Source organism: Nocardioides sp. Root140 (genome assembly GCF_001426745.1).
In the GTDB taxonomy this organism is placed as follows: domain Bacteria; phylum Actinomycetota; class Actinomycetes; order Propionibacteriales; family Nocardioidaceae; genus Nocardioides.
In genome coordinates, this window is sequence record NZ_LMFI01000010.1 from 735,014 (window position 1) to 756,494 (window position 21,481).

Genomic DNA, 21,481 nt, shown 5'->3' on the forward strand with positions numbered 1-21,481 from the left:
CTAACGGTCGAGCGACAGGGCGTGCCGCACGACGTCGAGCACCGGGACGGCGCCGGACTCGACGTCGGCCACCGGCACCCACGCCACCCGATCGGTGGTGCCGTCGACCTCGACCACCCGGGGTTGTGCGTCGGCGGCGACGGTCGCGTCGAAGATGAGGTGGATGCCGTGGAAGTCCTCGTGGCGGCCGCTCGGAGCGGTCCCGCCGAACTGGACGTCGTGCACGTCGAGGACCGTGCCGGGCGTGCAGTCGACGCCGCACTCCTCCCGCACCTCGCGGACCAGCGCGTCGGCCGGGCGCTCCCCGTGGTCGATGCCGCCCCCGGGCAGGGTCCAGTGGCCGGTGTGGAAGGCCCGCTCCGAGAGGCGGGTCAGCAACACGGTGTCGGCGCGCCGGATCACGGCGTACGCCGCGACCCGCTGCAGCTGGAACGGCCGGTGCTCGGCGAGCGCCTCGTGCACGAGGGAAGTCACCGAGACGGCCCCGCGGCGGACGTCGGCCAGCGGCACCCAGGCCGCCTCGACGGTCGACCCGTTCACCTCGACGACGTGCGGCTCGGGTGCGTCGGTGGGCACCCAGCCCTCGAAGACGATGCGCAGTGCGTGGTAGTCGGCCGGGCGTTCGCCGTGGGTGGCCTTCGGGTTGTGGAGCGAGTAGACCCGGGCCTCCTCCGAGACGGCTGCGTCGAGCCCGGCCTCCTCGTGGATCTCGCGGACGACCGCCTCGCGGGGGTCCTCGCCGTGGTCGAGCCCACCACCGGGGAGCGTCCACAGCGGCGCCTTCGAGATGCGCGGGGCGAGGCGGGAGAGGAGGATGCGGTCGTCCCTGAGGATCACGGCGTACGCCGCGACCCGCTGACGTTTCGGAAGTCGACCCATGTGGCCCGACTGTAGTCGTGTGACACCTCGACTTGCGCGAGCGGCTCGTTTCGCTACGGTGAATCGAATGGCCCGCGACCCCTGGCTCGACAACGTCAAGTTCACCCTGGTCACCCTCGTGGTGATCGGGCACTCGCTGGGCCTCCTGGGAGCCACGGCACTCGACCTGCAGGTCTACGACTTCATCTACTACTGGCACATCCCCGCGTTCGTGCTGCTGAGCGGCCACCTCTCGAAGGGCTTCGAGTGGGACCGGCGGCACTTGTCGTCGTTGTTCACCACGATCGCGCTGCCCTACCTGATGTTCGAACCGGCGCTGCTCTACTTCCGCCGCGAGATCGACCAGCCCGAGGACGGGCCGATGTGGCTCGAGCCGCACTGGGCGATGTGGTACCTCTGCGTGCTCTTCTTCTGGCGTCTCGCCACGCCGTTGCTCAAGAGGCACTGGGTCGCCTGCCCCCTCGCGGTCGGTGTGTCGCTGCTGGGCGGGCTGTCCGACGAGCTGATCTTCTGCCTGCCCCGCATCCTGGGCCTGCTGCCGTTCTTCGTGCTCGGCCTGCACCTCAGGCGTGAGCACCTCAAGCTGCTCACCGCGTGGTGGGTCAAGCCCTTCGCCCTCGCCGCCCTGGTCTGGATCTTCCGGTTCAGCGCGCACACCGACGAGTGGGCGAGGTCGGCGTTCCTCTACTACGACCAGGGCTACGAGGCACTCGGCTTCAGCGACGGCGACGCGATGGTGATCCGCGCCAAGGTGATGGCGATCGGTCTCCTCGGCCTGGCCAGCGTCCTGGCCCTGATCCCACGCCGGGCCTCGGTGATCAGCACGATGGGCTCCTCGACCCTGGTGGTCTACCTCTTCCACGGCTTCGTCGTCCGGTACGCCGACTACCGCGGCTGGGTCGAGCCCTACCTCGACAACCAGTGGCTGTCACTGACGTCGGTGATCGGCTCGGCCATCGCGCTCTCGCTGTTCCTCGCCGCGCCGCCGGTGGCCCGTGTGCTCACGTGGATCGTCGATCCGGTGGGTTCAGTGCGTCGTCTACGGTATGTCGGTGGCTCGCGATCCCTGGCTCGACAACGTGAAGATGACACTGGTGACAGTCGTCGTGATCGGCCACGCGTTGGTGCTGGTTCTCCATGAGGAGCGCACCCCACAGCTCTACGACTTCATCTACTTCTGGCACATCCCGGCGTTCGTCCTGGTCACCGGCTACCTCTCCAGGAGCTTCGCCTGGACCCGGCCCAAGCTGTGGGCGCTCTTCTGCACGATCGTGGTGCCCTATCTGATCTTCGAGTGGGCGATGCTCACCTTCCGGCACCACTACGGCGACCACGACACCACCGAGACCACGATGTGGCTCGATCCGCACTGGCCGATGTGGTACCTCTCGGCCACGTTCCTGTGGCGGATGGCCACCCCGATCCTGGTCAAGCACTGGTCGGCCATCCCGTTGAGCGTGGTGGCCAGCCTGGCGATCGGCACCCAGGACGCCGAGTGGACGACGTACCTCGACCTGCAGCGCACGATCGGGTTCCTTCCGTTCTTCGTGCTCGGCCTGCACCTCCGCTCGAAGGACCTGCAGCGCGTGCGGGGGCGGTTCACGCCGATCCTCGGCCTGGCCGTGGTCGTGGGCCTCTACCAGCTGGCCGGGCACTCGTCCGAGTGGCTGGTCTCGCACGGCACCTGGCCCTCGCGCTGGCTGTGGTACTCCCACCCCTACGACAGCTTCGGGATCAGCACCGGCGACGCGATGTGGATCCGCTTCCGCATCCTCGTGCTGGGCGTGATCGGCACCTTCGCGGTGATGTCGCTGGTGCCGCGCGGGCGCAGCTGGTTCACCGACATGGGCGCAGCCACCCTCGTGGTCTACCTCTTCCACGGCTTCGTCGTACGCCGGCTCGAGTACGCCGACTACACCGAGTGGGCAGACGACCACGGCTCCTGGACGATCTGGTTCACCATCGGCGTCGCCGTGCTGATCGCCCTGGTGCTGGCCGCGCCGCCGGTGGCCCGCCGGCTCACCTGGTTCGTCGATCCCATCGGCTCGATCCAGCGCGCCCGTTCCCGCTGACCCGTCGCCAGTTCCGATCGACCTGTCGCCAGTTTCAAGAACAAACGACGGGTCGATCAGAACTCACGACGGGTCGATCGGGCCCCAGGTGGGGCGCACGGCGCTGCGCGGCACCTCGTCGAGCCGGGCCGCCTCGGCCCGGTCTGGGGCATGACCGCCCAGGTGCGCGGGGTACCAGGGCGCGTACTCCCCCGGCCGCGGCCGGTGGTGCGGCAGCCGTTGCAGCTCCTCGAGCAACGACGTGAGCGTGGCACCCAGCCCGCGGGTCCACTCGGTGAGGTCCTCCCCCGGCGCCACGGTCAGGGGCTCGCCGAACGAGACGTCGACCCGCCGTCCCCGCGTCCAGTCGGGAGCCGGCTCGCGGCCGTCGACGGGGCGGCCCACCGAGTAGATCCGCTGCGACCCCCACAGCGCCACCGGGACCACCGCGGCACCGGTCTCCCGGGCGAGTGACGCGACGCCGCGCATGAGGGGTCGCACCGTGTAGGAGTAGGAGATGCCGGCCTCGGGAAACGCGCACACCGCCTCACCGGCGCGCAGCAGTGTCCGCGCCCGCAAGTACGCACCGGCCGGCGCCGTGCGGTCCACCGGGACGTGCTGCATCTTCTCCATGAACCAACCCGCCCACGGCACGTTCCACACGTCGTGGCGGCACATGAACCGGACATAGGGCCGTCGCTCCACGGCCCCCTTCTGCACGAACACGAAGTCCGGGTAGGACACGTGCGTGCAGGCCAGCAGCACCGGACCCGACGTCGGCAGGTGAGCGGCACCCCGTGACTCCACGTGTACGTCGAGTGCCCGGAGCGCGCCACGCCCCAGCAGGTTGACCGCTGCGTGGATGCGGTCGCTCATGGCGCGAAGCCTGCCACACGTGAGGTTTCCCGGTGGTCGACCTGCGCCATGATGTCGTCATGACCGCACCCATCGCCTCGTTGCGCATATTCGCCGGCGCCCTCGTCATGTCCCCGCTGTGGATCGGGATTGCGCTGTGGTTCGTCCTCACCGACGAGCCGTTCAGCGTCCACGCGACCTGGCCCCTGGTCGTTGTCGTGGCGGCCGGCGTCGCCTCCGCCGGCGCGATCCTCACCCTCGGCTACCGGGCACCCGCGATCAGCGCCAGCACACCATCCGCCGAGGCCGCTGCGACCGGTCTCGACGCGTTCCGCACCGGAACCACGATGCGTTTCGCGCTCGCCGAGGCACCGATCCTGGTCGCCCTGGTGCTGGCGTTCGTGGTGGTCGAGGGCGGGTTCCTGATCTACCTCGTCGGCGCCGCCATCGGGCTGGCCCTGATGGCCACCCACGTCTGGCCCGGCGACGGCGTCATCGCCCGCACCCAGCGCTCGCTCGAGCGCGACGGCGGCCGGGTCCCGCTCCGCGAGGCGTTGTACGGCGATCCGGCGCAGGGCACCACGACGTACCAGCCCTGAGCACAGGACAGGGAGAAATGCCACGAGGGCCCCAGCCGGATCGGCTGGGGCCCTCGATGCTGACTACGTCGGATCAGTTCTGGTAGGAACCGAAGTCGAAGTCGTCCAGTGCGACGGCCTGGCCGCCGGTGCCACCGAACTCGTAGTCGTAGTTGTCGTAACCGGAGACCGAGTACGCCGCGGCGCGGGCCTCCTCGGTGGGCTCCACCCGGATGTTGCGGTACCGCTCGAGGCCGGTACCCGCCGGGATCAGCTTTCCGATGATCACGTTCTCCTTGAGACCACGCAGCGAGTCGCTGCGGCCGTTGATCGCGGCGTCGGTGAGCACTCGGGTGGTCTCCTGGAAGGAGGCCGCCGAGAGCCACGACTCCGTGGCCAGCGAGGCCTTGGTGATGCCCATCAGCTCGGGACGACCCGAAGCCGGCTTGCCACCCTCGGAGAGAACGCGGCGGTTCTCCTCCTCGAAGCGGACCCGGTCGACCAGGTCGGACGGCAGCAGGTTGGTCTCACCGGACTCGAGCACCGTGACCCGGCGCAGCATCTGCCGCACGATGATCTCGATGTGCTTGTCGTGGATCGACACACCCTGGCTGCGGTACACGTTCTGCACCTCGTCGACCAGGTGCTGCTGGGCACGGCGGACACCGAGGATGCGCAGGACCTCCTTGGGGTCCTCCGTTCCCTGGGTGAACTTGTCGCCGACCTCGACGTGGTCGCCGTCGCTGACCAGCAGGCGCGAACGGCGGCTGACGGGGTACTCGATGACCTCGGAACCGTCGTCGGGCGTGACCACGATCTTGCGGGCCTTGTCACCGTCTTCGATGACCACACGACCGGCGACCTCGGAGATCGGGGCCAGACCCTTGGGGGTCCGGGCCTCGAAGAGCTCCACGACGCGGGGCAGACCCTGCGTGATGTCGTCGGCCGACGCCACGCCACCAGTGTGGAAGGTACGCATGGTCAGCTGCGTGCCGGGCTCACCGATGGACTGGGCGGCGATGATGCCGACCGCCTCACCGATGTCGACCAGCTTGCCGGTGGCCAGCGAGCGGCCGTAGCACTTGGCGCAGGTGCCGGTGCGGGCGTCACAGGTCAGCACGGAGCGGACCTTGACCTCCACGATGCCGGCCGCGACCAGCTCCGCGATCTTGACGTCGCCGAGGTCTTCACCGGCGGCGGCGAGAACCTCGCCGGACTCCGGGTGGGTGACCTCGCCGGCCGAGGTGCGGGCGTACGCCGCGGTCTCGGCGTTCTCGTGCTTGATGACCGTGCCGTCGGACAGCTTCTCGCCGATCACCTTGGGCAGGCCGCGCTCGGTGCCGCAGTCGTCCTCACGGATGATGACGTCCTGCGAGACGTCCACCAGACGACGGGTCAGGTAGCCCGAGTCGGCGGTGCGGAGCGCGGTGTCGGCCAGACCCTTGCGGGCACCGTGGGTGGAGATGAAGTACTCCAGGACCGAGAGGCCCTCACGGAAGTTGGCCTTGATCGGCCGCGGGATGATGTCACCCTTCGGGTTGGCCACCAGGCCACGCATGGCGGCGACCTGACGGATCTGCATCATGTTTCCCGAGGCACCCGAGTCGACCATCATGTAGATCGGGTTGGACCGGTCGAAGTTCTTCTCCATCGCCTTGGCGACTTCGTTCGAGGCCTGGGTCCAGATCTCGATGAGCTCCTGGCGACGCTCGTCGTCGGTGACCAGACCACGCTCGAACTGCGTCTGCACCTTGGCGGCCTGCGTCTCGTAGCCCTCCAGGATGGAGGCCTTGTCGGCAGGCGTGGTGACGTCGTCGATGGAGACGGTCACACCGGAGCGGGTCGCCCAGTGGAAACCGGTGTCCTTGAGGGCGTCGAGCGACGCGGCCACCTCGACCTTGGTGTAGCGCTCGGCCAGGTCGTTGACGATCACGCCGAGCTGCTTCTTGCCCACCTCGTAGTTCACGAAGGCGTAGTCGGCCGGCAGCGCGTCGTTGAAGATCGAGCGACCCAGCGTGGTCTCGACGGACACGCCGTCGAGCCGCAGCGTGATCTTGCTCTGCAGCGTGATCTCGAGGCGGTCGAAGGCCATGATCGCCTCGGCCTGCGAGGAGAAGGCACGACCCTCGCCCGGCTGGCCGTCACGGTCGGTCGTCAGGAAGAACAGGCCGATGATCATGTCCTGGGTGGGCATGGTCACCGGACGGCCGTCCGACGGCTTGAGGATGTTGTTGGTCGAGAGCATCAGGATCCGCGCCTCGGCCTGGGCCTCGGCGGACAGCGGCAGGTGCACCGCCATCTGGTCACCGTCGAAGTCGGCGTTGAAGGCCGAGCAGACGAGCGGGTGGATCTGGATGGCCTTGCCCTCGATCAGCTGGGGCTCGAAGGCCTGGATGCCGAGGCGGTGCAGCGTAGGTGCACGGTTGAGCAGCACCGGGTGCTCGGTGATGACCTCTTCGAGGACGTCCCACACGACCGGGCGCGAACGCTCGACCATGCGCTTGGCGGACTTGATGTTCTGCGCGTGCGACAGGTCGACGAGGCGCTTCATCACGAACGGCTTGAAGAGCTCGAGCGCCATCTGCTTGGGCAGACCGCACTGGTGCAGCTTCAGCTGCGGACCCGACACGATGACCGAACGGCCCGAGTAGTCCACGCGCTTGCCGAGGAGGTTCTGACGGAAGCGACCCTGCTTGCCCTTGAGCATGTCGGAGAGCGACTTGAGCGGGCGGTTGCCCGGACCGGTCACCGGACGACCACGGCGGCCGTTGTCGAACAGCGAGTCGACGGCCTCCTGGAGCATCCGCTTCTCGTTGTTGACGATGATCTCCGGGGCACCGAGGTCGAGCAGGCGCTTGAGTCGGTTGTTCCGGTTGATCACCCGGCGGTAGAGGTCGTTCAGGTCGGAGGTGGCGAAACGGCCACCGTCGAGCTGGACCATCGGCCGCAGGTCCGGCGGGATGACCGGAACGGCGTCGAGGACCATGCCGATCGGCTGGTTGCCGGTCTTGCGGAACGCGTCGACGACCTTGAGGCGCTTGAGGGCGCGGACCTTGCGCTGGCCCTTGCCGGTGGCAATGGTCTCGCGAAGGTTCTCGACCTCCTGGGCGATGTCGAAGTCCTGGAGGCGCTTCTGGATCGCCGTGGCGCCCATGTGGCCCTCGAAGTACTTGCCGAACCAGGTCTTCATCTCGCGGTAGAGCAGCTCGTCGCCCATGAGGTCCTGGACCTTCAGGGTCTTGAACGTGTTCCAGACCTCGTCGAGGCGGTCGATCTCGCGCTGCGCACGGTCGCGCAGCTGCTTCATCTCACGCTCGGCACCGTCGCGGACCTTGCGGCGCGCGTCGGCCTTGGCACCCTCGGCCTCGAGGGTGGCGAGGTCTTCCTCGAGCTTCTTGGAGCGGTCGTTGATCGAGGTGTCGCGACGACCCTCGAGGCGCTTGCGCTCCAGGTCGACCTTGCCCTCGAGCGAGGACAGGTCGTTGTGACGCGCGTCCTCGTCGACGGCGGTGATCATGTAGGCCGCGAAGTAGATGACCTTCTCGAGGTCCTTCGGGGCCAGGTCGAGCAGGTAGCCCAAGCGCGACGGAACGCCCTTGAAGTACCAGATGTGGGTGACCGGAGCGGCGAGCTCGATGTGGCCCATGCGCTCACGACGCACCTTGGAACGGGTGACCTCGACGCCACACCGCTCGCAGATGATGCCCTTGAAGCGGACCCGCTTGTACTTGCCGCAGTAGCACTCCCAGTCCCGGGTCGGGCCGAAGATCTTCTCGCAGAAGAGTCCGTCGCGCTCGGGCTTGAGGGTGCGGTAGTTGATGGTTTCCGGCTTCTTGACCTCACCGTGGCTCCACCCGCGGATCTCGTCCGCGGTGGCCAGGCCGATCTGAAGCTGGTCGAAGAAGTTAACGTCGAGCACTTTGGCTGCTTTCCTCGTTCTTCCGAAGTTCTTGAATGAAGGATGGGGACCGAGTGGGGGCCGTACGCCGACCAGCGGCGTACGGCCTCGTCACTCAGACTTCTTCGACGGAGCTGGGCTCGCGACGGGACAGGTCGATGCCGAGCTCTTCGGCGGCACGGAAGACGTCTTCCTCCGCGTCGCGCAACTCGATCGACGAGCCGTCCTGGGACAGCACCTCGACGTTGAGGCAGAGCGACTGCATCTCCTTGACGAGAACCTTGAACGACTCGGGAATGCCGGAGTCGGGGATGTTCTCGCCCTTCACGATGGCCTCGTAGACCTTGACGCGACCGGGCACGTCGTCGGACTTGATCGTCAGCAGCTCCTGCAGGGCGTAGGCGGCGCCGTACGCCTCCATTGCCCAGACCTCCATCTCACCGAAGCGCTGGCCACCGAACTGGGCCTTACCGCCCAGCGGCTGCTGCGTGATCATCGAGTAGGGGCCGGTGCTGCGCGCGTGGATCTTGTCGTCCACGAGGTGGTGCAGCTTGAGGATGTACATGTAGCCGACCGAGACCGGGTCCGGGAACGGCTCGCCGGAGCGACCGTCGAACAGGTCCGCCTTGCCGTTCTCGCCGATCATCCGCACACCGTCACGGGTGGGCAGGGTGGAGCCGAGCAGGCCGGTGATCTCGTCCTCGCGCGCACCGTCGAAGACCGGGGTCGCGACCTTGGTGTTCGGCTCGCCCTTCTCGGCGTGGATGTTGATCAGGCGCTGCTTCCAGTCGGAGTCAGCCGGGTCCTCGTGCAGGTTGAGGTCCCAACCCTGCTTGGCGAGCCAACCGAGGTGCAGCTCGAGGATCTGGCCGATGTTCATCCGTCGCGGGACACCCAGGGGGTTGAGCACGACGTCGACCGGGGTGCCGTCCTCCATGAACGGCATGTCCTCGATCGGCAGGATCTTCGCGATGACGCCCTTGTTGCCGTGACGGCCGGCGAGCTTGTCACCCACGGAGATCTTGCGCTTCTGGGCGACGTACACCCGAACCAGCTGGTTGACGCCGGGCGGGAGCTCGTCGCCGTCCTCGCGGTCGAAGACGCGCACGCCGATGACGGTTCCGGACTCACCGTGCGGGACCTTCATCGAGGTGTCGCGCACCTCGCGCGCCTTCTCACCGAAGATGGCGCGCAGCAGGCGCTCCTCCGGCGTCAGCTCGGTCTCGCCCTTGGGCGTGACCTTGCCGACGAGGATGTCACCGTTGGTGACCTCGGCGCCGATGCGGATGATGCCGCGCTCGTCGAGGTCGGCCAGCATCTCGTCGGAGACGTTCGGGATGTCCCGGGTGATCTCCTCCGGACCCAGCTTGGTGTCGCGGGCGTCGACCTCGTGCTCCTCGATGTGGATCGAGGTGAGGACGTCTTCCTGGACCAGGCGCTGGCTCAGGATGATGGCGTCCTCGTAGTTGTGGCCCTGCCACGGCATGAACGCCACGAGGAGGTTCGTGCCGAGCGCCATCTCGGCGTCGTCGGTGCACGGACCGTCGGCGATCGGCGAACCGGCGCGGCCGGTCAGCGGGTCGCGACCCTCGACCCGGTCACCCTCGGCAACCAGCGGGCGCTGGTTGATGCAGGTGCCCTGGTTGGAGCGGCGGAACTTCGCGAGGCGGTACGACGAGTAGGTGCCGTCGTCGTTCATGACCTCGATCAGGTCGGCCGACACGTCCTTGACCACACCACCCTTGTCGGCGGTGACGACGTCGCCGGCGTCGACGGCGGCACGGAGCTCCATGCCGGTTCCGACGATCGGGGAGTCGCTCCTGATCAGCGGCACGGCCTGGCGCTGCATGTTGGCGCCCATGAGCGCGCGGTTGGCGTCGTCGTGCTCGAGGAACGGGATCAGGGCCGTCGCGACCGACACCATCTGGCGCGGTGAGACGTCCATGTAGTCCACCTCGGCGGCGAGGATCTCGGAGACCTCACCGTGGCGCTGGCGGACCAGCACGCGCTCCTCGACGAACTTGTTCTTGCCGTCGAGCGGGGCGTTGGCCTGCGCGATGACGTACTTGTCCTCGTCGTCGGCGGTCAGGTAGTCGACCTTGTCGGTGACGACACCGTTCTCGACCTTGCGGTACGGCGTCTCGACGAACCCGAACGGGTTGATCCGGCCGTAGGAGGCCAGCGACCCGATCAGGCCGATGTTCGGGCCTTCCGGGGTCTCGATCGGGCACATGCGGCCGTAGTGCGAGGTGTGGACGTCGCGGACCTCCATGCCGGCACGGTCACGGGAGAGACCACCCGGGCCGAGCGCGGACAGACGGCGCTTGTGGGTCAGACCGGCGATCGGGTTGGTCTGGTCCATGAACTGCGAGAGCTGCGAGGTGCCGAAGAACTCCTTCAGCGCAGCCACCACGGGACGGATGTTGATCAGGGACTGCGGCGTGATGGCCTCGACGTCCTGGGTCGTCATCCGCTCGCGGACCACACGCTCCATGCGGGCCAGGCCCGTGCGGAGCTGGTTCTGGATCAGCTCGCCGACCGTGCGCATGCGACGGTTGCCGAAGTGGTCGATGTCGTCGGCGCGGACTTCCATGTCCTTGCCGTCGGCGTCGAGGAGGACCTCGCCGTCGCGGTTGGTCAGCTTGTCGTCGCCGTTGTGCAGGCGGACGATGTAGCGGATCGTGGCGACGATGTCGGAGATCGTCAGCGTCTGCTGGTCGAACGCCTCGGTCTGCGCCAGCTTCTTGTTGATCTTGTAGCGACCGACCTTGGCCAGGTCGTAGCGCTTGGGGTTGAAGTAGTAGTTGCGCAGCAGCGTCAGCGCAGCCTCACGCGTGGGCGGTTCGCCCGGGCGCAGCTTGCGGTAGATGTCGAGCAGCGCGTCGTCGGGACCCTGCGTGTTGTCCTTCTCCTCGGTCAGCACGATGGATTCGTACTGGCGGAGCTCGGCCATCACGGCGTCGTAGTCGTATTCCTCGCCGGTGTCCTCGGCGACGGCCACCAGGGCCTTGAGCAGGACTGTGACGTTCTGCTTGCGCTTGCGGTCGAGGCGTACGCCGACCAGGTCGCGCTTGTCGACCTCGAACTCGAGCCAGGCACCACGCGACGGGATCACCTTCGAGGTGAAGATGTCCTTGTCGGACGTCTTGTCGGCGGCGCGCTCGAAGTAGACGCCGGGCGAACGGACCAGCTGCGAGACGACCACGCGCTCAGTGCCGTTGATGACGAAGGTGCCCTTGTCGGTCATCAGCGGGAACTCGCCCATGAAGACCGTCTGGCCCTTGATCTCACCGGTGTCGTTGTTGGTGAACTCGGCGGAGACGTAGAGGGGTGCGGAGTAGGTGAAGTCCTTCTCCTTGCACTCGTCGACGGTGTACTTCGGGTCGACGAACTCGGGGTTCTCGAACGACAGCGACATCGTCTCGGAGAAGTCCTCGATCGGCGAGATCTCCTCGAAGATCTCGGTCAGACCGGACTTCTTGGAGACGTCCTCGCCGGCGGCGATGCGGGCCTGGACGACCTGCTGCCACTTCTCGTTGCCGACCAGCCAGTCGAAGCTGTCGGTCTGGAGAGCCAGCAGTTGCGGGACCTCGAGGGGTTCGCTGATCTTTGCGAAGGAAATGCGACGGTGGTTGTTGCTTGCTGCGTTGCTGCGCGCGGCCAAGAGTGTGTCCTTCTACAGGTTCGCTCTGGTGGAGTGGCGCCGACCCACCACAAACCAGGCCACCGGGCAGGCAGGAAGCATTTGAGGGCAGGCGCAAAGAAGAAGCCTAGCCGAAATGGGCGCGCGACACAACACCGTGGTCTGTAGAACTTCGGACCCGCAGACACCTGCTCCGCAAGATCATGAACCGGCAACCGGCTCAGGTCAAGCACCACGCGTGTTTCAGGGGGTCGGCGTGGTGCTTCCGGGCGTCTTCGAGTCCGATTCGTCGGTGACCTTCTGCGGCTCCCAGAGGTCGAGGTCGGCGACCAGCCACTCGCCGTTCTTCTCCACCATCTGCACGGTCAGCGGCAGCGGCGGCAGCTCGGTCGAGACGTTGCGGTTGGTCGTCCTGCTCGACAGCACGACCACGATCTCGACCCGCTCGCCGTTGTCGGAGGCCCGGACCACCCCCGAGCCGAGCGACTCCGAGACCGCCGTGGCCTTGGTCTTCTCGAGGTTCGGCAGGATCGCGTCGTTCCAGAGCGTGTCGTACTCGTCACGGAAGTCGCCGGTCAACAGGCGCATCGCCGCGTCGTGGTCACGGTCGGGGTAGCGGTAGTCGTAGGTGAGCACCTTCGGCACGGCCGCCTCGGCGGCGGTGCGGGCGGCGGCCACGTTGCTCTCGACGTCGGGGTCGTCGTTGCCTCGCTGCAGCACGGCGGCTCCCGCGGCGGCAGCCAGGGTGGCGACCAGAAGCACCACCAGCAGCCAGTTGGGCACGTTCACATCGAGGCGCGAACCGCTCGCCTCGCGGGTGGCCTCCGGCTCGTCCGCCTCCGACCGGTCGTCGCGGTCGTCCTCGGCGGTCTCGTCCTCGGTGGTCTCGTCCTGGGCGGCCGGTACGGCGGTGACGGCTTCCGACTCGTCGAGTCCTTCCGGCTCCGCGGGCTCCTCCGGTTCCTCGGGTGCCAGCGTCTCGTCGTACGCCGCGCGCTGCTCGTCGTCGAGCAGCACCCCGGCGGCCTCGTTGTAGACCTTGAAGCGGCGGTCGGTCGGCTCGAGGGAGCCGATCGACTCCTTCCAGGCGGCGCGGATCTCGTCGGTGGTGGCGTCACGCCCGACGCCGAGTACGTCGTACCAGCTGGCGCTCACTGCGGCGCCCCCTGACCGGAGTCCTGGCCGGGAGCCTGCTCGGACCCGAACTCCTCGAAGTCGTCGACCAGCCAGGTGCCGTCGACGTTCTTCAGGCTTATCGACCACGCATAGGGCACCGCGTCGGGCTGCTTGCCTCCGCCGAGGCGGATGGTGAGCTCGCCGCCGACGATGACCGTGGCCGTGTCGTCGCTGAGCGACTCGACGGCCGTGCGATCGACAGTGGCCTTGCTGGCGGACTGGCCCTGGGCCACCGCCGGCTCGACGGCCGTGGTCGCCTTGTCGAAGTCGGTCTTGAAGCGCGTGGTGATCAACGGCGTGACCCGGTCGCGGTAGGCGGTCAGCTTCTTGTCCGCGTCGAGGTCACCGGCATCGAAGTTGAACGCCGCGAGCATGTACTCGCGGGCCTTCAGCATCACCTTGTCCCGGTCGTCCTGGGCGGACGGCTGGTCACTCTCGCGGTCGCGGAGTCCCACCGCCAGCCAGACCAGGGAAGCCACCAGCGCCAGCGCGAGCAGGCCGGCAACGACCAACCGCAGACGGGGGGACCTCGGCTTCACTCCGCGTTCTGGAGCGCGCTGAGCATCAACCACGTCCACGACTCCTTTCCCTTGCCACGAGGGGCAAGGCTACCGTCGGCGGTCAACGTGGCCGGCTTGTCCAGCCATTCGACGTTGCCGGTCTCCGAGTCGTAGGTCCCCACGACGGGTGCGTCGTAGCTCGCCGGCGCCCGGTGCAGGTTCTGCGCGCCACGGGCGTTGGACTTGTCGGCCGACTCGCGGCACCCGAGGGAGGTGTTGAGCGGGCGGTTCTTCTCACGGTCGAACGGGCTGTGCTTGTCGGCACCCTCGTAGCCGTTGTGGCAGATCTGGTGCGGGGTCAGGATCAGGCCGAAGTGGGCGTCGTAGCGGCCGGTCTCGGGGTCCTTGTCGACGACCGTGAAGCCGCTCTCGACGATGTAGGGGTAGATCGACAGGACGTGCTCGACCCCGTCGAGGTTCGCGACCACCACTTCACCGGTGGTGCGCAGGTTGTTGAGCAGCGAGGCGATGTCGACCTGGTTCTCCTCGATGAAGGTGCGCAGCTCGTTGGCGGTGCCCGAGCCGGTGTCGATGACGGTGCGCAGGTCCTTGTCGGAGCCGGCCAGCGTGGTGCTGAACAGCTGCAGGTTCTTCGAGAAGTTGCGGATCGCCGACGCCTTCGACAACTGGCCCGTCAACACCGTGTTGGCATCCTTGATGAGCGCCGTGGTGAGGTCGAAGTTCTCGTTGGCGGTCTCGATGAAGGAGTTCGAGGTGTCGATGATCTGGCCGAGGTCCTCGCCGGTGCCGTCGAAGGCCGTGCCCAGCTCACTGACCACGGTGCGGAGATCGTCCTGGTCGACGCTGTTCACGGTGGCCGAGAGGTCGCCGAGCAACTGGGCGGTCGGGATCGGCAGCCTGGTGTCGTTGCGGTCGATCTCGGAGTCATCCTTGAGGTAGGGACCCTCGTCGACCTTCGGCTGGAGCTCGACGTACTGCTCGCCGACGGCCGAGCGGTTGCCCACGAGCGCCAACGTGTCGGAGGGGATCTTGTCCCACTTGTTCTCGATGTCGAGGTGCACGTCAACCCCGTCGTCGGTGAGCACCATCTTCTCGACCCGGCCGATCGTGACACCCCGGTAGGAGACCTCGGCGCCGGCGAAGATGCCACCGGAGTCGTCGAAGTGCGCGACCACGGTGTAGCTGCGGTCGAAGAGGACCCGGTCGAGCCGTGCGTAGCGGGCCCCCACGAAGGAGACGCCCAGCAGCGTGATGATCACGAAGATCACGAGCTGCACCTTGGTCCGGCGAGTGATCATTCGGACACCCCCGGGAGCAGGACGCGCACGAGCGTCGGGTTGTAGACCTGCATGAGCTGGTCGAGGTTGGCGGTGCCGCGCAGTGACGGCGTGCCCGGCGCGGCGCGACCCAGGCCGAGGTTGTCGAGGCCGAGGCCGTCACCGACGGTGCCCAGGCCGAGGTCGGGAAGCCCGTTGAGGAGCTTGCAGACCGGGAGGTTCTGGTTGGCGGGCTTCTTGCACAGCCGCTGGAGCTTGAGCAGGTTCTCCGGCGTGCGCAGCACCTTCACGCAGGCCTTGCTGCTCAGGCTGCCGCTGGTCAGGCAGCTGAGCAGGTCGTTGACCACCACGGTCGGGTCGATCTCGGAGGGCACGAGCGTCGGAACGGGCAGCGCCATGGACCCGTCGAGTCGGATGTCGAGCTTGAGGGACAGGTTGACGTAGTCACCCATGTGCAGGTTCTTCGCCACCTGCGGGTCACGGCCCACGGACTCGTCGACGAACGGATAGGTCAACAGCACGCTGAAGGAGTTGGCCAGGTCGTCACCGGTCTTGGCGAGCTCGGTGAGCACCGGGTTCAGCTGCGTGAGGGCGTCGATCGTGGAGGCCTTGGACGCCTTGATCACCCGGGTCCCGACGTTGCCGAGCCTGGCGAGTGACTTGAGCATCTTGACCAGGTCTGAGCGCTGCTTGTCGATCGACACGAGGGCAGCCGGCAGCTCGTCGAGCGCCGTGGTGATCGACGCCTTCTGGTTGTTGGCCGTGATCGAGAGGCGGTTCAGGGACTCGATGGCCTTGACCACGTCGGCCTTGTTGTCGTCGAGCTGCTTCATGAACGTGCTCAGTGAGGTCAACACCGACCGGGCACTGTCCTCGCGGCCGGACAGCGCCTTGTTCAGCTCGGTGGAGATGGTCTTCAGCTGCGCCACGCCGCCGCCGTTGAGCACGAGGCTCAACGCGCCGAGGACCTCTTCGACCTCGGGGTTCCGGTTGGTGCTGGACTCGGAGATCTTGTCGCCGTCGCCGAGCTCCTCGGCCGCCGGGTCTGCGGGGGCCGCGAGCGAGACGAACTTCTCGCCCAGGAGGCTGGTCTGCCGGATCTCGGCCTCGGCGTTGGCCGGCAGGTTGACGTCCTTGCGCAACAGCATGGTGACCACTGCACGGTTGTCGTCCAGGGAGATGTCGGTGACCTTGCCGACGGTCACGTCGGCGACCTTCACAGTCGACTGGGGCACCAGGTCGAGGGCGTCGGGGAACGTGACGGTGACCTCGATCGGGTCGTCCCCGACGTCGGCGCCACCGGGCAGCGGCAGCTTCTGCACCGAGAAGCCGCAACTGGTCAGGGCGGCCATCGCCAGCACGCACAGGAGCGCGATCATGCGTCGCATCATCGGGCCACCTCCAGGAGTGCGGCGAAGGTCGGGTCGTCGACCGCTGCGGCGCCGTACGTGCCGGCACGCTTGGGGAGCAGTGCGTCGATCAGCTTGCAGAGCGTTCCGCTGGAGTCGCTCTGGCCGACGATCGAGCAGAGGAAGAGGCCCGGGTTGTTCTGCACCTCGTGGGCGGCGTTCTCCAGGTTGGCCGACGTGTCGAGGGTTCCCGAGCCGGGGTTGTAGGTCAGTCCGAGGTTGTTCAGCGCCACCGGTGCCGTCTTGAGGATCTCGTCGAGCTCCCCCCGGCGCTTGACCAGCGTCGTCGACACCTTGTTGAGGCCCTTGATGTTGCGGCTGAGCAGGGTCTTGTTGTCCTTGACGAAGGTCTGCACCTTGCCCAGGGCGGTCGCCAGGTTGGCCAGCGAGGTGGACAGCTCGTCACGCTCCCCCGCCAGCAGGTCGGAGACCGAGGACATCGACGCGTTGAAACGGCGCACGACCTTGTCGTTCTTGGCCAGTGTGTTGACGAACTTCTCGAGCTCCTCGGCGCTGCCGAACAGCTCGTCCTTGTTGTTGTCGAGCGTGCCGGTGAGCTTGCCGAGGTCCTTGATCGTCTTGTTGACCTGGGCTCCCTGGCCCTTGAAGTTGGCCGCCGTGGTGCTCAGCAGCTCGGTCAGCGCGCCGTCGCTGTTCGCGCCGTCGGGACCCAACGCCACGGTCAGGTCGTCGATGCTCTTGTAGATCTCGTCGAGCTCGAGCGGGGTCGAGGTCGACTCCACGTCGAGGACCGCGCCGTCCTTCAGCTTCGGGCCCTCCTTGTAGACCGGCGTCAGCTGCACGAAGCGGTCGCCGACCACGCTGGGCGAGACGATCACCGCCTTCGCGTCGGCGGGGATGTCGACCTCGGGGTCGTAGGAGATCTCCACCTTGACCGTCGTGCCGTTGGGAGTCACCGAGTCGACCTGACCGACCGGGATGCCCAGCACGCGTACGTCGGAGCCCTCGTAGACCGACACGGTGCGGGGGAACTCGGCGGTCAGGTGCTTGCGGTCGTCTTCGTTGAACATCACGAATGCAGCCGCCGCGAGCAGGACGAAGATGATTCCGGGAACGATGAAGCGCTTCATCTCAGTTGCCTCCCGGGAGCGGCGGCAGGTTCGTGATCGTCGTGTCGAACCACGGTCCGTTGCCGAGGGTGCTGGCGAAGTAGCGGTAGAACGGAGCCATCGTCCGCAGGCTCTCGTCGAGGTTGTCCTGGTTCTTCAGGAGCACCTTCACCACGGTGTCGAGGTTGGTCAGGGCCGGCTTCAGGTCGGCCTTGGACTGGTCGACCAACGCGGTCAGCTCCTGAGACATCGTCGACGTGGCCACGAGCAGGTTGTGGATCGCGTCGCGGCGCGACACCAGCGCCGTGAACAGCACCCGGGCGTCCTTCATCAGCTGGATGATGTCGTCGTCGCGGGAGCCGAGGACGCCGGAGACCTTGCGCAGGTTCTTCAGCAGGGTGTTGATCTGCTGGTCGCGCGCGGCGAGGTTCTCCGAGAGCGCCGAGACCCCGGTGAGGGCGGACTTGAACTCGTCGGGGGTGTTGCGGGTGAGCTCGGCGAGCGTGCCCAGTGAGGCCTTCAGCTGGTCGACGTCGATGGCGTCGGACCGATCGGCAAGGCCCTCGAACGCGTCGATCACGTCGTACGGCGAGTGCGTGCGGTCGATCGGGATCGTGTCGCCCTCGTCCATCTGGCCCGAGCCGGCCGGTTCGATCTCGAGGTACATCGCACCCAGCAACGTCTTGACCTTGATGGAAGCCTGGGACTCGGGTCCGAAGTCGACGTCGCCCTTGATGCGGAAGGAGACCTTGACGTGGTCGCCGTCGAGCTCGAGCTTGTCGACCTTGCCGACGCGGACGCCGGCAACCCGGACCTCGTCGTTGGCCTTGAGCCCCCCGGCTTCGGAGAAGGAGGCGTAGTAGGTGTCGCCACCGCCGATGATCGGCAGCTGGTCGGCCCGGAAGGCGAGCAGGATCATCGCGGCGATCACGGCCATGCTGACCGCCCCGATGATGACCGGGTTCTTCTCGCGGAACGGAGTGCTCATGGCAGCGAACACCTCGCGTTCTCGTTGCCCTTGCCCGGGAAGGAGACCGGGATCTCCTTCAGGGTGCCGATCTTGACCGTTCCGGTGAAGTTGCAGAGGTAGAAGTTGAACCAGGAGCCGTAGGTCGCCGTACGCCCGATCTTGGTGAGCTTGATCGGCAGCACCTGGAGGGCGCGGTCGAGCTCGGCGCGGTTCTTGGCCAGGTTGCCGGCGACCGTGCGCAGCTGCTTCACGTCGCTGACCAGCGGCCCGCGGACACCCTTGACCAGGTCGGCGGTCTCGACCGCCAGCGACGAGATGGAGTCGAGGGAGCCCAGGATCGCGTCCTTGTCCTTGGCCAGTCCGCCGACCAGGTTGCGCAGGTTGATGATCAGGCTGGACAGCTGCTCGTCGCGGTCACCGACGGTGACCAGCACCTCGTTGAGGTTGTCGATGAGGTCACCGATCACCTGGTCGCGGTCGGCCAGGGTCTGGGTCACCGATGCGGTGTGTCCCAGCAGCCCCTCGAGCGTGCCGCCCTCGCCCTGGAAGACCTGGATGATCTCGTAGGAGAGCTGGTTGATGTCCTGCGGGGAGAGCGCCTCGAAGAGCGGCTTGAAGCCGTTGAAGAGGACGGTGAGGTCGAGCGCCGGCTTGGTGCGCGAGACAGGGATGGTGTCGCCCTCGTCCATCTTGGTGCCGCCGTCACCCTGCTGGGCCAGGGAGATGTAGCGCTGCCCGACGAGGTTGCGGTAGCGGATCGTGGCGAACGTCGTGCTGGTGACGTCGGCCTCGTCGGCGACGCTGAAGGTGAGCACGGCGCGGGTGCGGTCCTTGATCTCGATGCCCTTCACGGTGCCCACCTTGACCCCCGCCACGCGGACGTCGTCGCCCTTGACCACGCCGGCGACGTTGGTGAACTCTGCTTTGTACTCGCGACTGGACTGGAAGGTGATGTTGCCGATCAGCACGGCCAGCATGCCGGTGGCGATCGCGGTGACGACCATGAAGACCACGAGCTTCCAGGTGGCCGATGCGGTGCGCTTGTCGAGGATGCTCATCGCAGCGACACCTCCGTCCCGCGGACCATCGGGCCCAGGAGGAGCGCGCCCAGGTCGGACGGCTCGGAGCCGTTCATGCCGGCCAGCATGCCGCGGATCAGGTCGGCCTCGGTGGCGCCACCAGGCGTGGCCGCCAGGGTCAGGCCGCCGGGAGCGACCCTGCGGGTGCCCTTGCCGGTGTCCTGCTCGACGCCGTCGTTGAAGTTGGGAAGGCTCTTCACCGGGTTCTTCTGGCTGTAGGGCGAGTCGGGCAGGGTGCCGCAGTAGGCACCGTTCTTGGCGCCGTTGACCGGGGTGTCCTGGGGGCCGTACTCGCGCGGGCTGTTCGGCAGCACCTCGAGGTTGACGTGCAGCACGAAGCCGCGGAAGGCCTCGGCCTGCGTCTTCCCTGCCTTGATGATGCCGGCGGTCATGCACGGGAACTCGGGTGCGTACTTGGCGATCACGCGCAGCTGCTGGGCGCTCAGCTCACCGACCCGGATGAGGTTCTCCTCGTTGGCGTCGAGGAACGCACCGGTCACCTCGGAGAAGCGCGAGACGTCGGAGAACAGCTTCTTGAGCTTGTCCTCGCGGGAGAGCAGCGTGTTGCCGGTCTTGACCGTGTTGCGCAACGTCGTCGCGATCTCGGGCAGCACGTCGGCGTACAGGTCGGAGGTGCGCGCGGTCAGTCGCAGGTCCTCGATGAGCGCCGGCAGTTGCGGGTTGATCCGCTTGAGGTAGCTGTCGAGGATCTCGAGGTTCTCGCCGATGCGGTCGCCACGACCCTCGAGGGCAGTGGCCAGCGCGGTCAGGGTCTTGTTGAGGTCGGCCGGCTCGACGGCACGCAGCAGCGGGTAGAGGTCGTTGAGGGTCTGCTCGACCTGCGCGGCGACCTTGGTCTGGGTGATCGTGGCACCGGCGCGGATGTGTTGCGCGTCCGGAGATCCTGGGACCTGGAGTGCGACGTACTTCTCGCCGAAGAGGGTCTTCGGCTCGATGCGCGCGGTCACGTTGGCCGGGATGGTGTCGACCTGGTCGGGGTAGAGGCCCAGGGTGAGGACGGCCCCGTCGGAGGTCGCCTTCATGTCGAGCACCTCGCCGACCTGGACGCCGCGGATCTTGACGTCGGCACGTGCCGGAAGCTGCAGGCCGACGTTGCTCGACTCGAGCGAGACCCGGTCGTAGTCGGTGAACTGCTTGGAGAAGATCGCCATCGTCAGCCACAGCCCACTGGCGATCAGGGCCAGGAAGAGCAGGCCGACGATCTTGGTGTGTCCCAGGATCCTGTTCATCCTGCCAACCTCACCGTCGTCGTGGTGCCCCAGATGGCCATCGAGAGGAACAGGTCGATCACGTTGATCGCCACGATGGAGGTGCGCACCGCGCGGCCCACGGAGACGCCCACGCCCGCGGGGCCGCCGCTCGCGTTGTAGCCGTGGTAGCAGTGGATCAGGATGACGACGATGGCGAAGACCATCACCTTGCCGAAGGACCAGAGCACGTCGCCCGGCGGGAGGAACTGGTTGAAGTAGTGGTCGTAGGTGCCCGGGCTCTGCCCGAAGAACGTGGTCAGCGTGAGCCGGGTGGCGAAGTACGACGACAGCAGCCCGACGACGTAGAGCGGGATGACCGCGATCAGGCCGCCGATGATGCGCGTCGTGACCAGGAACGGCAGGGACGGGATCGCCATGACCTCGAGGGCGTCGATCTCCTCCGAGATGCGCATGGCGCCGAGCTGTGCGGTGAAGCCGCAGCCGACGGTGGCGGCGAGGGCGATACCGGCGACCAGCGGCGCGATCTCACGGGTGTTGAAGTAGGCCGAGAGGAAACCGGAGAACGCGGCGGTGCCGATCTGGTTCAGGGCGGCATAGCCCTGGAGCCCGACCTCGGTGCCGGTGAAGAAGCACATCGCGAGGATGACGCCGACGGTGCCGCCGATGACCGCCAGGGCTCCCGATCCGAGGGTGACCTCGGCCAGGATCCGCAGGATCTCCTTCTTGTAGCGGCGCACCGTGCGCGGAGTCCAGGCCAGGGCGCGCAGGTAGAACCCCAGCTGCTGGCCCATTTCGTCGAGCATCTGCAGGGGGCGGCGGTAGGCGGCCTTCAGGTCTGCCATC

16 protein-coding genes are annotated in these 21,481 nt (G+C 67.2%); 3 read left to right on the plus strand and 13 right to left on the minus strand.

The window, feature by feature from the left end; all coding sequences use genetic code 11:
• Positions 1 to 879 carry an NUDIX domain-containing protein gene (locus ASD30_RS13895; protein WP_056682385.1) on the minus strand — a complete coding sequence of 293 codons (879 nt, stop codon included), beginning with the start codon at positions 877 to 879 and terminating at the stop codon, positions 1 to 3.
• Between the two features lie 67 nt (positions 880 to 946).
• Between ASD30_RS13895 and ASD30_RS26625 the strand changes: the two genes are divergently transcribed.
• Entirely contained in the window at positions 947 to 2,020 is a 1,074-nt protein-coding gene (locus ASD30_RS26625) for an acyltransferase family protein (RefSeq protein ID WP_056682388.1), read from the plus strand.
• Entirely contained in the window at positions 1,974 to 2,951 is a 978-nt protein-coding gene (locus tag ASD30_RS13905) for an acyltransferase family protein (protein WP_162250971.1), read from the plus strand. Before ASD30_RS26625 ends, ASD30_RS13905 begins: the two co-directional genes overlap by 47 nt.
• A 63-nt stretch (positions 2,952 to 3,014) precedes the next feature.
• Here the strand turns inward: ASD30_RS13905 and ASD30_RS13910 are convergent, their stop codons facing one another.
• Positions 3,015 to 3,806: a lysophospholipid acyltransferase family protein gene (locus tag ASD30_RS13910; protein ID WP_056682394.1), complete on the minus strand. Its 792-nt coding sequence runs from the start codon at positions 3,804 to 3,806 to the stop codon at positions 3,015 to 3,017.
• Between the two features lie 59 nt (positions 3,807 to 3,865).
• Between ASD30_RS13910 and ASD30_RS13915 the strand changes: the two genes are divergently transcribed.
• Positions 3,866 to 4,384: a hypothetical protein gene (locus tag ASD30_RS13915; protein WP_156393650.1), complete on the plus strand. Its 519-nt coding sequence runs from the start codon at positions 3,866 to 3,868 to the stop codon at positions 4,382 to 4,384.
• A 73-nt stretch (positions 4,385 to 4,457) separates the two neighbouring features.
• Here the strand turns inward: ASD30_RS13915 and ASD30_RS13920 are convergent, their stop codons facing one another.
• From ASD30_RS13920 to ASD30_RS13970, 11 genes are all read right to left on the minus strand, one after another.
• Positions 4,458 to 8,282, minus strand: coding sequence for a DNA-directed RNA polymerase subunit beta' (locus ASD30_RS13920; RefSeq protein ID WP_056682399.1), 3,825 nt, complete (start codon positions 8,280 to 8,282; stop codon positions 4,458 to 4,460).
• A gap of 94 nt (positions 8,283 to 8,376) precedes the next feature.
• The gene (gene rpoB / locus ASD30_RS13925) at positions 8,377 to 11,925 is read right to left on the minus strand and encodes a DNA-directed RNA polymerase subunit beta (RefSeq protein ID WP_056682402.1); all 3,549 of its coding nucleotides are present in this window, start codon (positions 11,923 to 11,925) and stop codon (positions 8,377 to 8,379) included.
• A gap of 222 nt (positions 11,926 to 12,147) precedes the next feature.
• Positions 12,148 to 13,059 carry a J domain-containing protein gene (locus ASD30_RS13930; RefSeq protein ID WP_056682403.1) on the minus strand — a complete coding sequence of 304 codons (912 nt, stop codon included), beginning with the start codon at positions 13,057 to 13,059 and terminating at the stop codon, positions 12,148 to 12,150.
• Positions 13,056 to 13,619 carry a hypothetical protein gene (locus ASD30_RS13935; protein ID WP_056682404.1) on the minus strand — a complete coding sequence of 188 codons (564 nt, stop codon included), beginning with the start codon at positions 13,617 to 13,619 and terminating at the stop codon, positions 13,056 to 13,058. Before ASD30_RS13935 ends, ASD30_RS13930 begins: the two co-directional genes overlap by 4 nt.
• The gene (locus ASD30_RS13940; RefSeq protein ID WP_056682408.1) at positions 13,616 to 14,899 is read right to left on the minus strand and encodes an MCE family protein; all 1,284 of its coding nucleotides are present in this window, start codon (positions 14,897 to 14,899) and stop codon (positions 13,616 to 13,618) included. The genes ASD30_RS13935 and ASD30_RS13940 overlap by 4 nt, the downstream gene beginning before the upstream one ends.
• A complete protein-coding gene (locus ASD30_RS13945) occupies positions 14,896 to 16,269 on the minus strand; it encodes an MCE family protein (protein WP_056682411.1) in 1,374 nt (457 codons plus the stop codon). Before ASD30_RS13945 ends, ASD30_RS13940 begins: the two co-directional genes overlap by 4 nt.
• Positions 16,266 to 17,378 carry an MCE family protein gene (locus tag ASD30_RS13950; protein ID WP_056682413.1) on the minus strand — a complete coding sequence of 371 codons (1,113 nt, stop codon included), beginning with the start codon at positions 17,376 to 17,378 and terminating at the stop codon, positions 16,266 to 16,268. The genes ASD30_RS13945 and ASD30_RS13950 overlap by 4 nt, the downstream gene beginning before the upstream one ends.
• A 1-nt stretch (position 17,379) precedes the next feature.
• Positions 17,380 to 18,345: an MCE family protein gene (locus tag ASD30_RS13955; RefSeq protein WP_056684974.1), complete on the minus strand. Its 966-nt coding sequence runs from the start codon at positions 18,343 to 18,345 to the stop codon at positions 17,380 to 17,382.
• Positions 18,342 to 19,385, minus strand: a complete 1,044-nt coding sequence (locus ASD30_RS13960; protein WP_056682416.1) for an MCE family protein — start codon at positions 19,383 to 19,385, stop codon at positions 18,342 to 18,344. Before ASD30_RS13960 ends, ASD30_RS13955 begins: the two co-directional genes overlap by 4 nt.
• On the minus strand, positions 19,382 to 20,656 hold the full coding sequence (locus tag ASD30_RS13965) for an MCE family protein (RefSeq protein ID WP_056682418.1): 1,275 nt from the start codon (positions 20,654 to 20,656) through the stop codon (positions 19,382 to 19,384). The genes ASD30_RS13960 and ASD30_RS13965 overlap by 4 nt, the downstream gene beginning before the upstream one ends.
• Entirely contained in the window at positions 20,653 to 21,480 is an 828-nt protein-coding gene (locus ASD30_RS13970) for an MlaE family ABC transporter permease (RefSeq protein WP_056682421.1), read from the minus strand. The genes ASD30_RS13965 and ASD30_RS13970 overlap by 4 nt, the downstream gene beginning before the upstream one ends.
• Position 21,481: the final 1 nt, after the last annotated feature.

Bases quoted from the DNA above. Each gene is read 5' to 3' on its own strand.
- ASD30_RS13955 (WP_056684974.1), bottom strand. From the start codon at position 18,345: ATGAGCACTCCGTTCCGCGAGAAGAACCCGGTCATCATCGGGGCGGTC.
- ASD30_RS26625 (WP_056682388.1), top strand. From the start codon at position 947: ATGGCCCGCGACCCCTGGCTCGACAACGTCAAGTTCACCCTGGTCACC.
- ASD30_RS13895 (WP_056682385.1), bottom strand. From the start codon at position 879: ATGGGTCGACTTCCGAAACGTCAGCGGGTCGCGGCGTACGCCGTGATC.
- ASD30_RS13940 (WP_056682408.1), bottom strand. From the start codon at position 14,899: ATGATCACTCGCCGGACCAAGGTGCAGCTCGTGATCTTCGTGATCATC.
- ASD30_RS13910 (WP_056682394.1), bottom strand. From the start codon at position 3,806: ATGAGCGACCGCATCCACGCAGCGGTCAACCTGCTGGGGCGTGGCGCG.
- ASD30_RS13950 (WP_056682413.1), bottom strand. From the start codon at position 17,378: ATGAAGCGCTTCATCGTTCCCGGAATCATCTTCGTCCTGCTCGCGGCG.
- ASD30_RS13970 (WP_056682421.1), bottom strand. From the start codon at position 21,480: ATGGCAGACCTGAAGGCCGCCTACCGCCGCCCCCTGCAGATGCTCGAC.
- ASD30_RS13965 (WP_056682418.1), bottom strand. From the start codon at position 20,656: ATGAACAGGATCCTGGGACACACCAAGATCGTCGGCCTGCTCTTCCTG.
- ASD30_RS13945 (WP_056682411.1), bottom strand. From the start codon at position 16,269: ATGATGCGACGCATGATCGCGCTCCTGTGCGTGCTGGCGATGGCCGCC.
- ASD30_RS13915 (WP_156393650.1), top strand. From the start codon at position 3,866: ATGACCGCACCCATCGCCTCGTTGCGCATATTCGCCGGCGCCCTCGTC.
- ASD30_RS13960 (WP_056682416.1), bottom strand. From the start codon at position 19,385: ATGAGCATCCTCGACAAGCGCACCGCATCGGCCACCTGGAAGCTCGTG.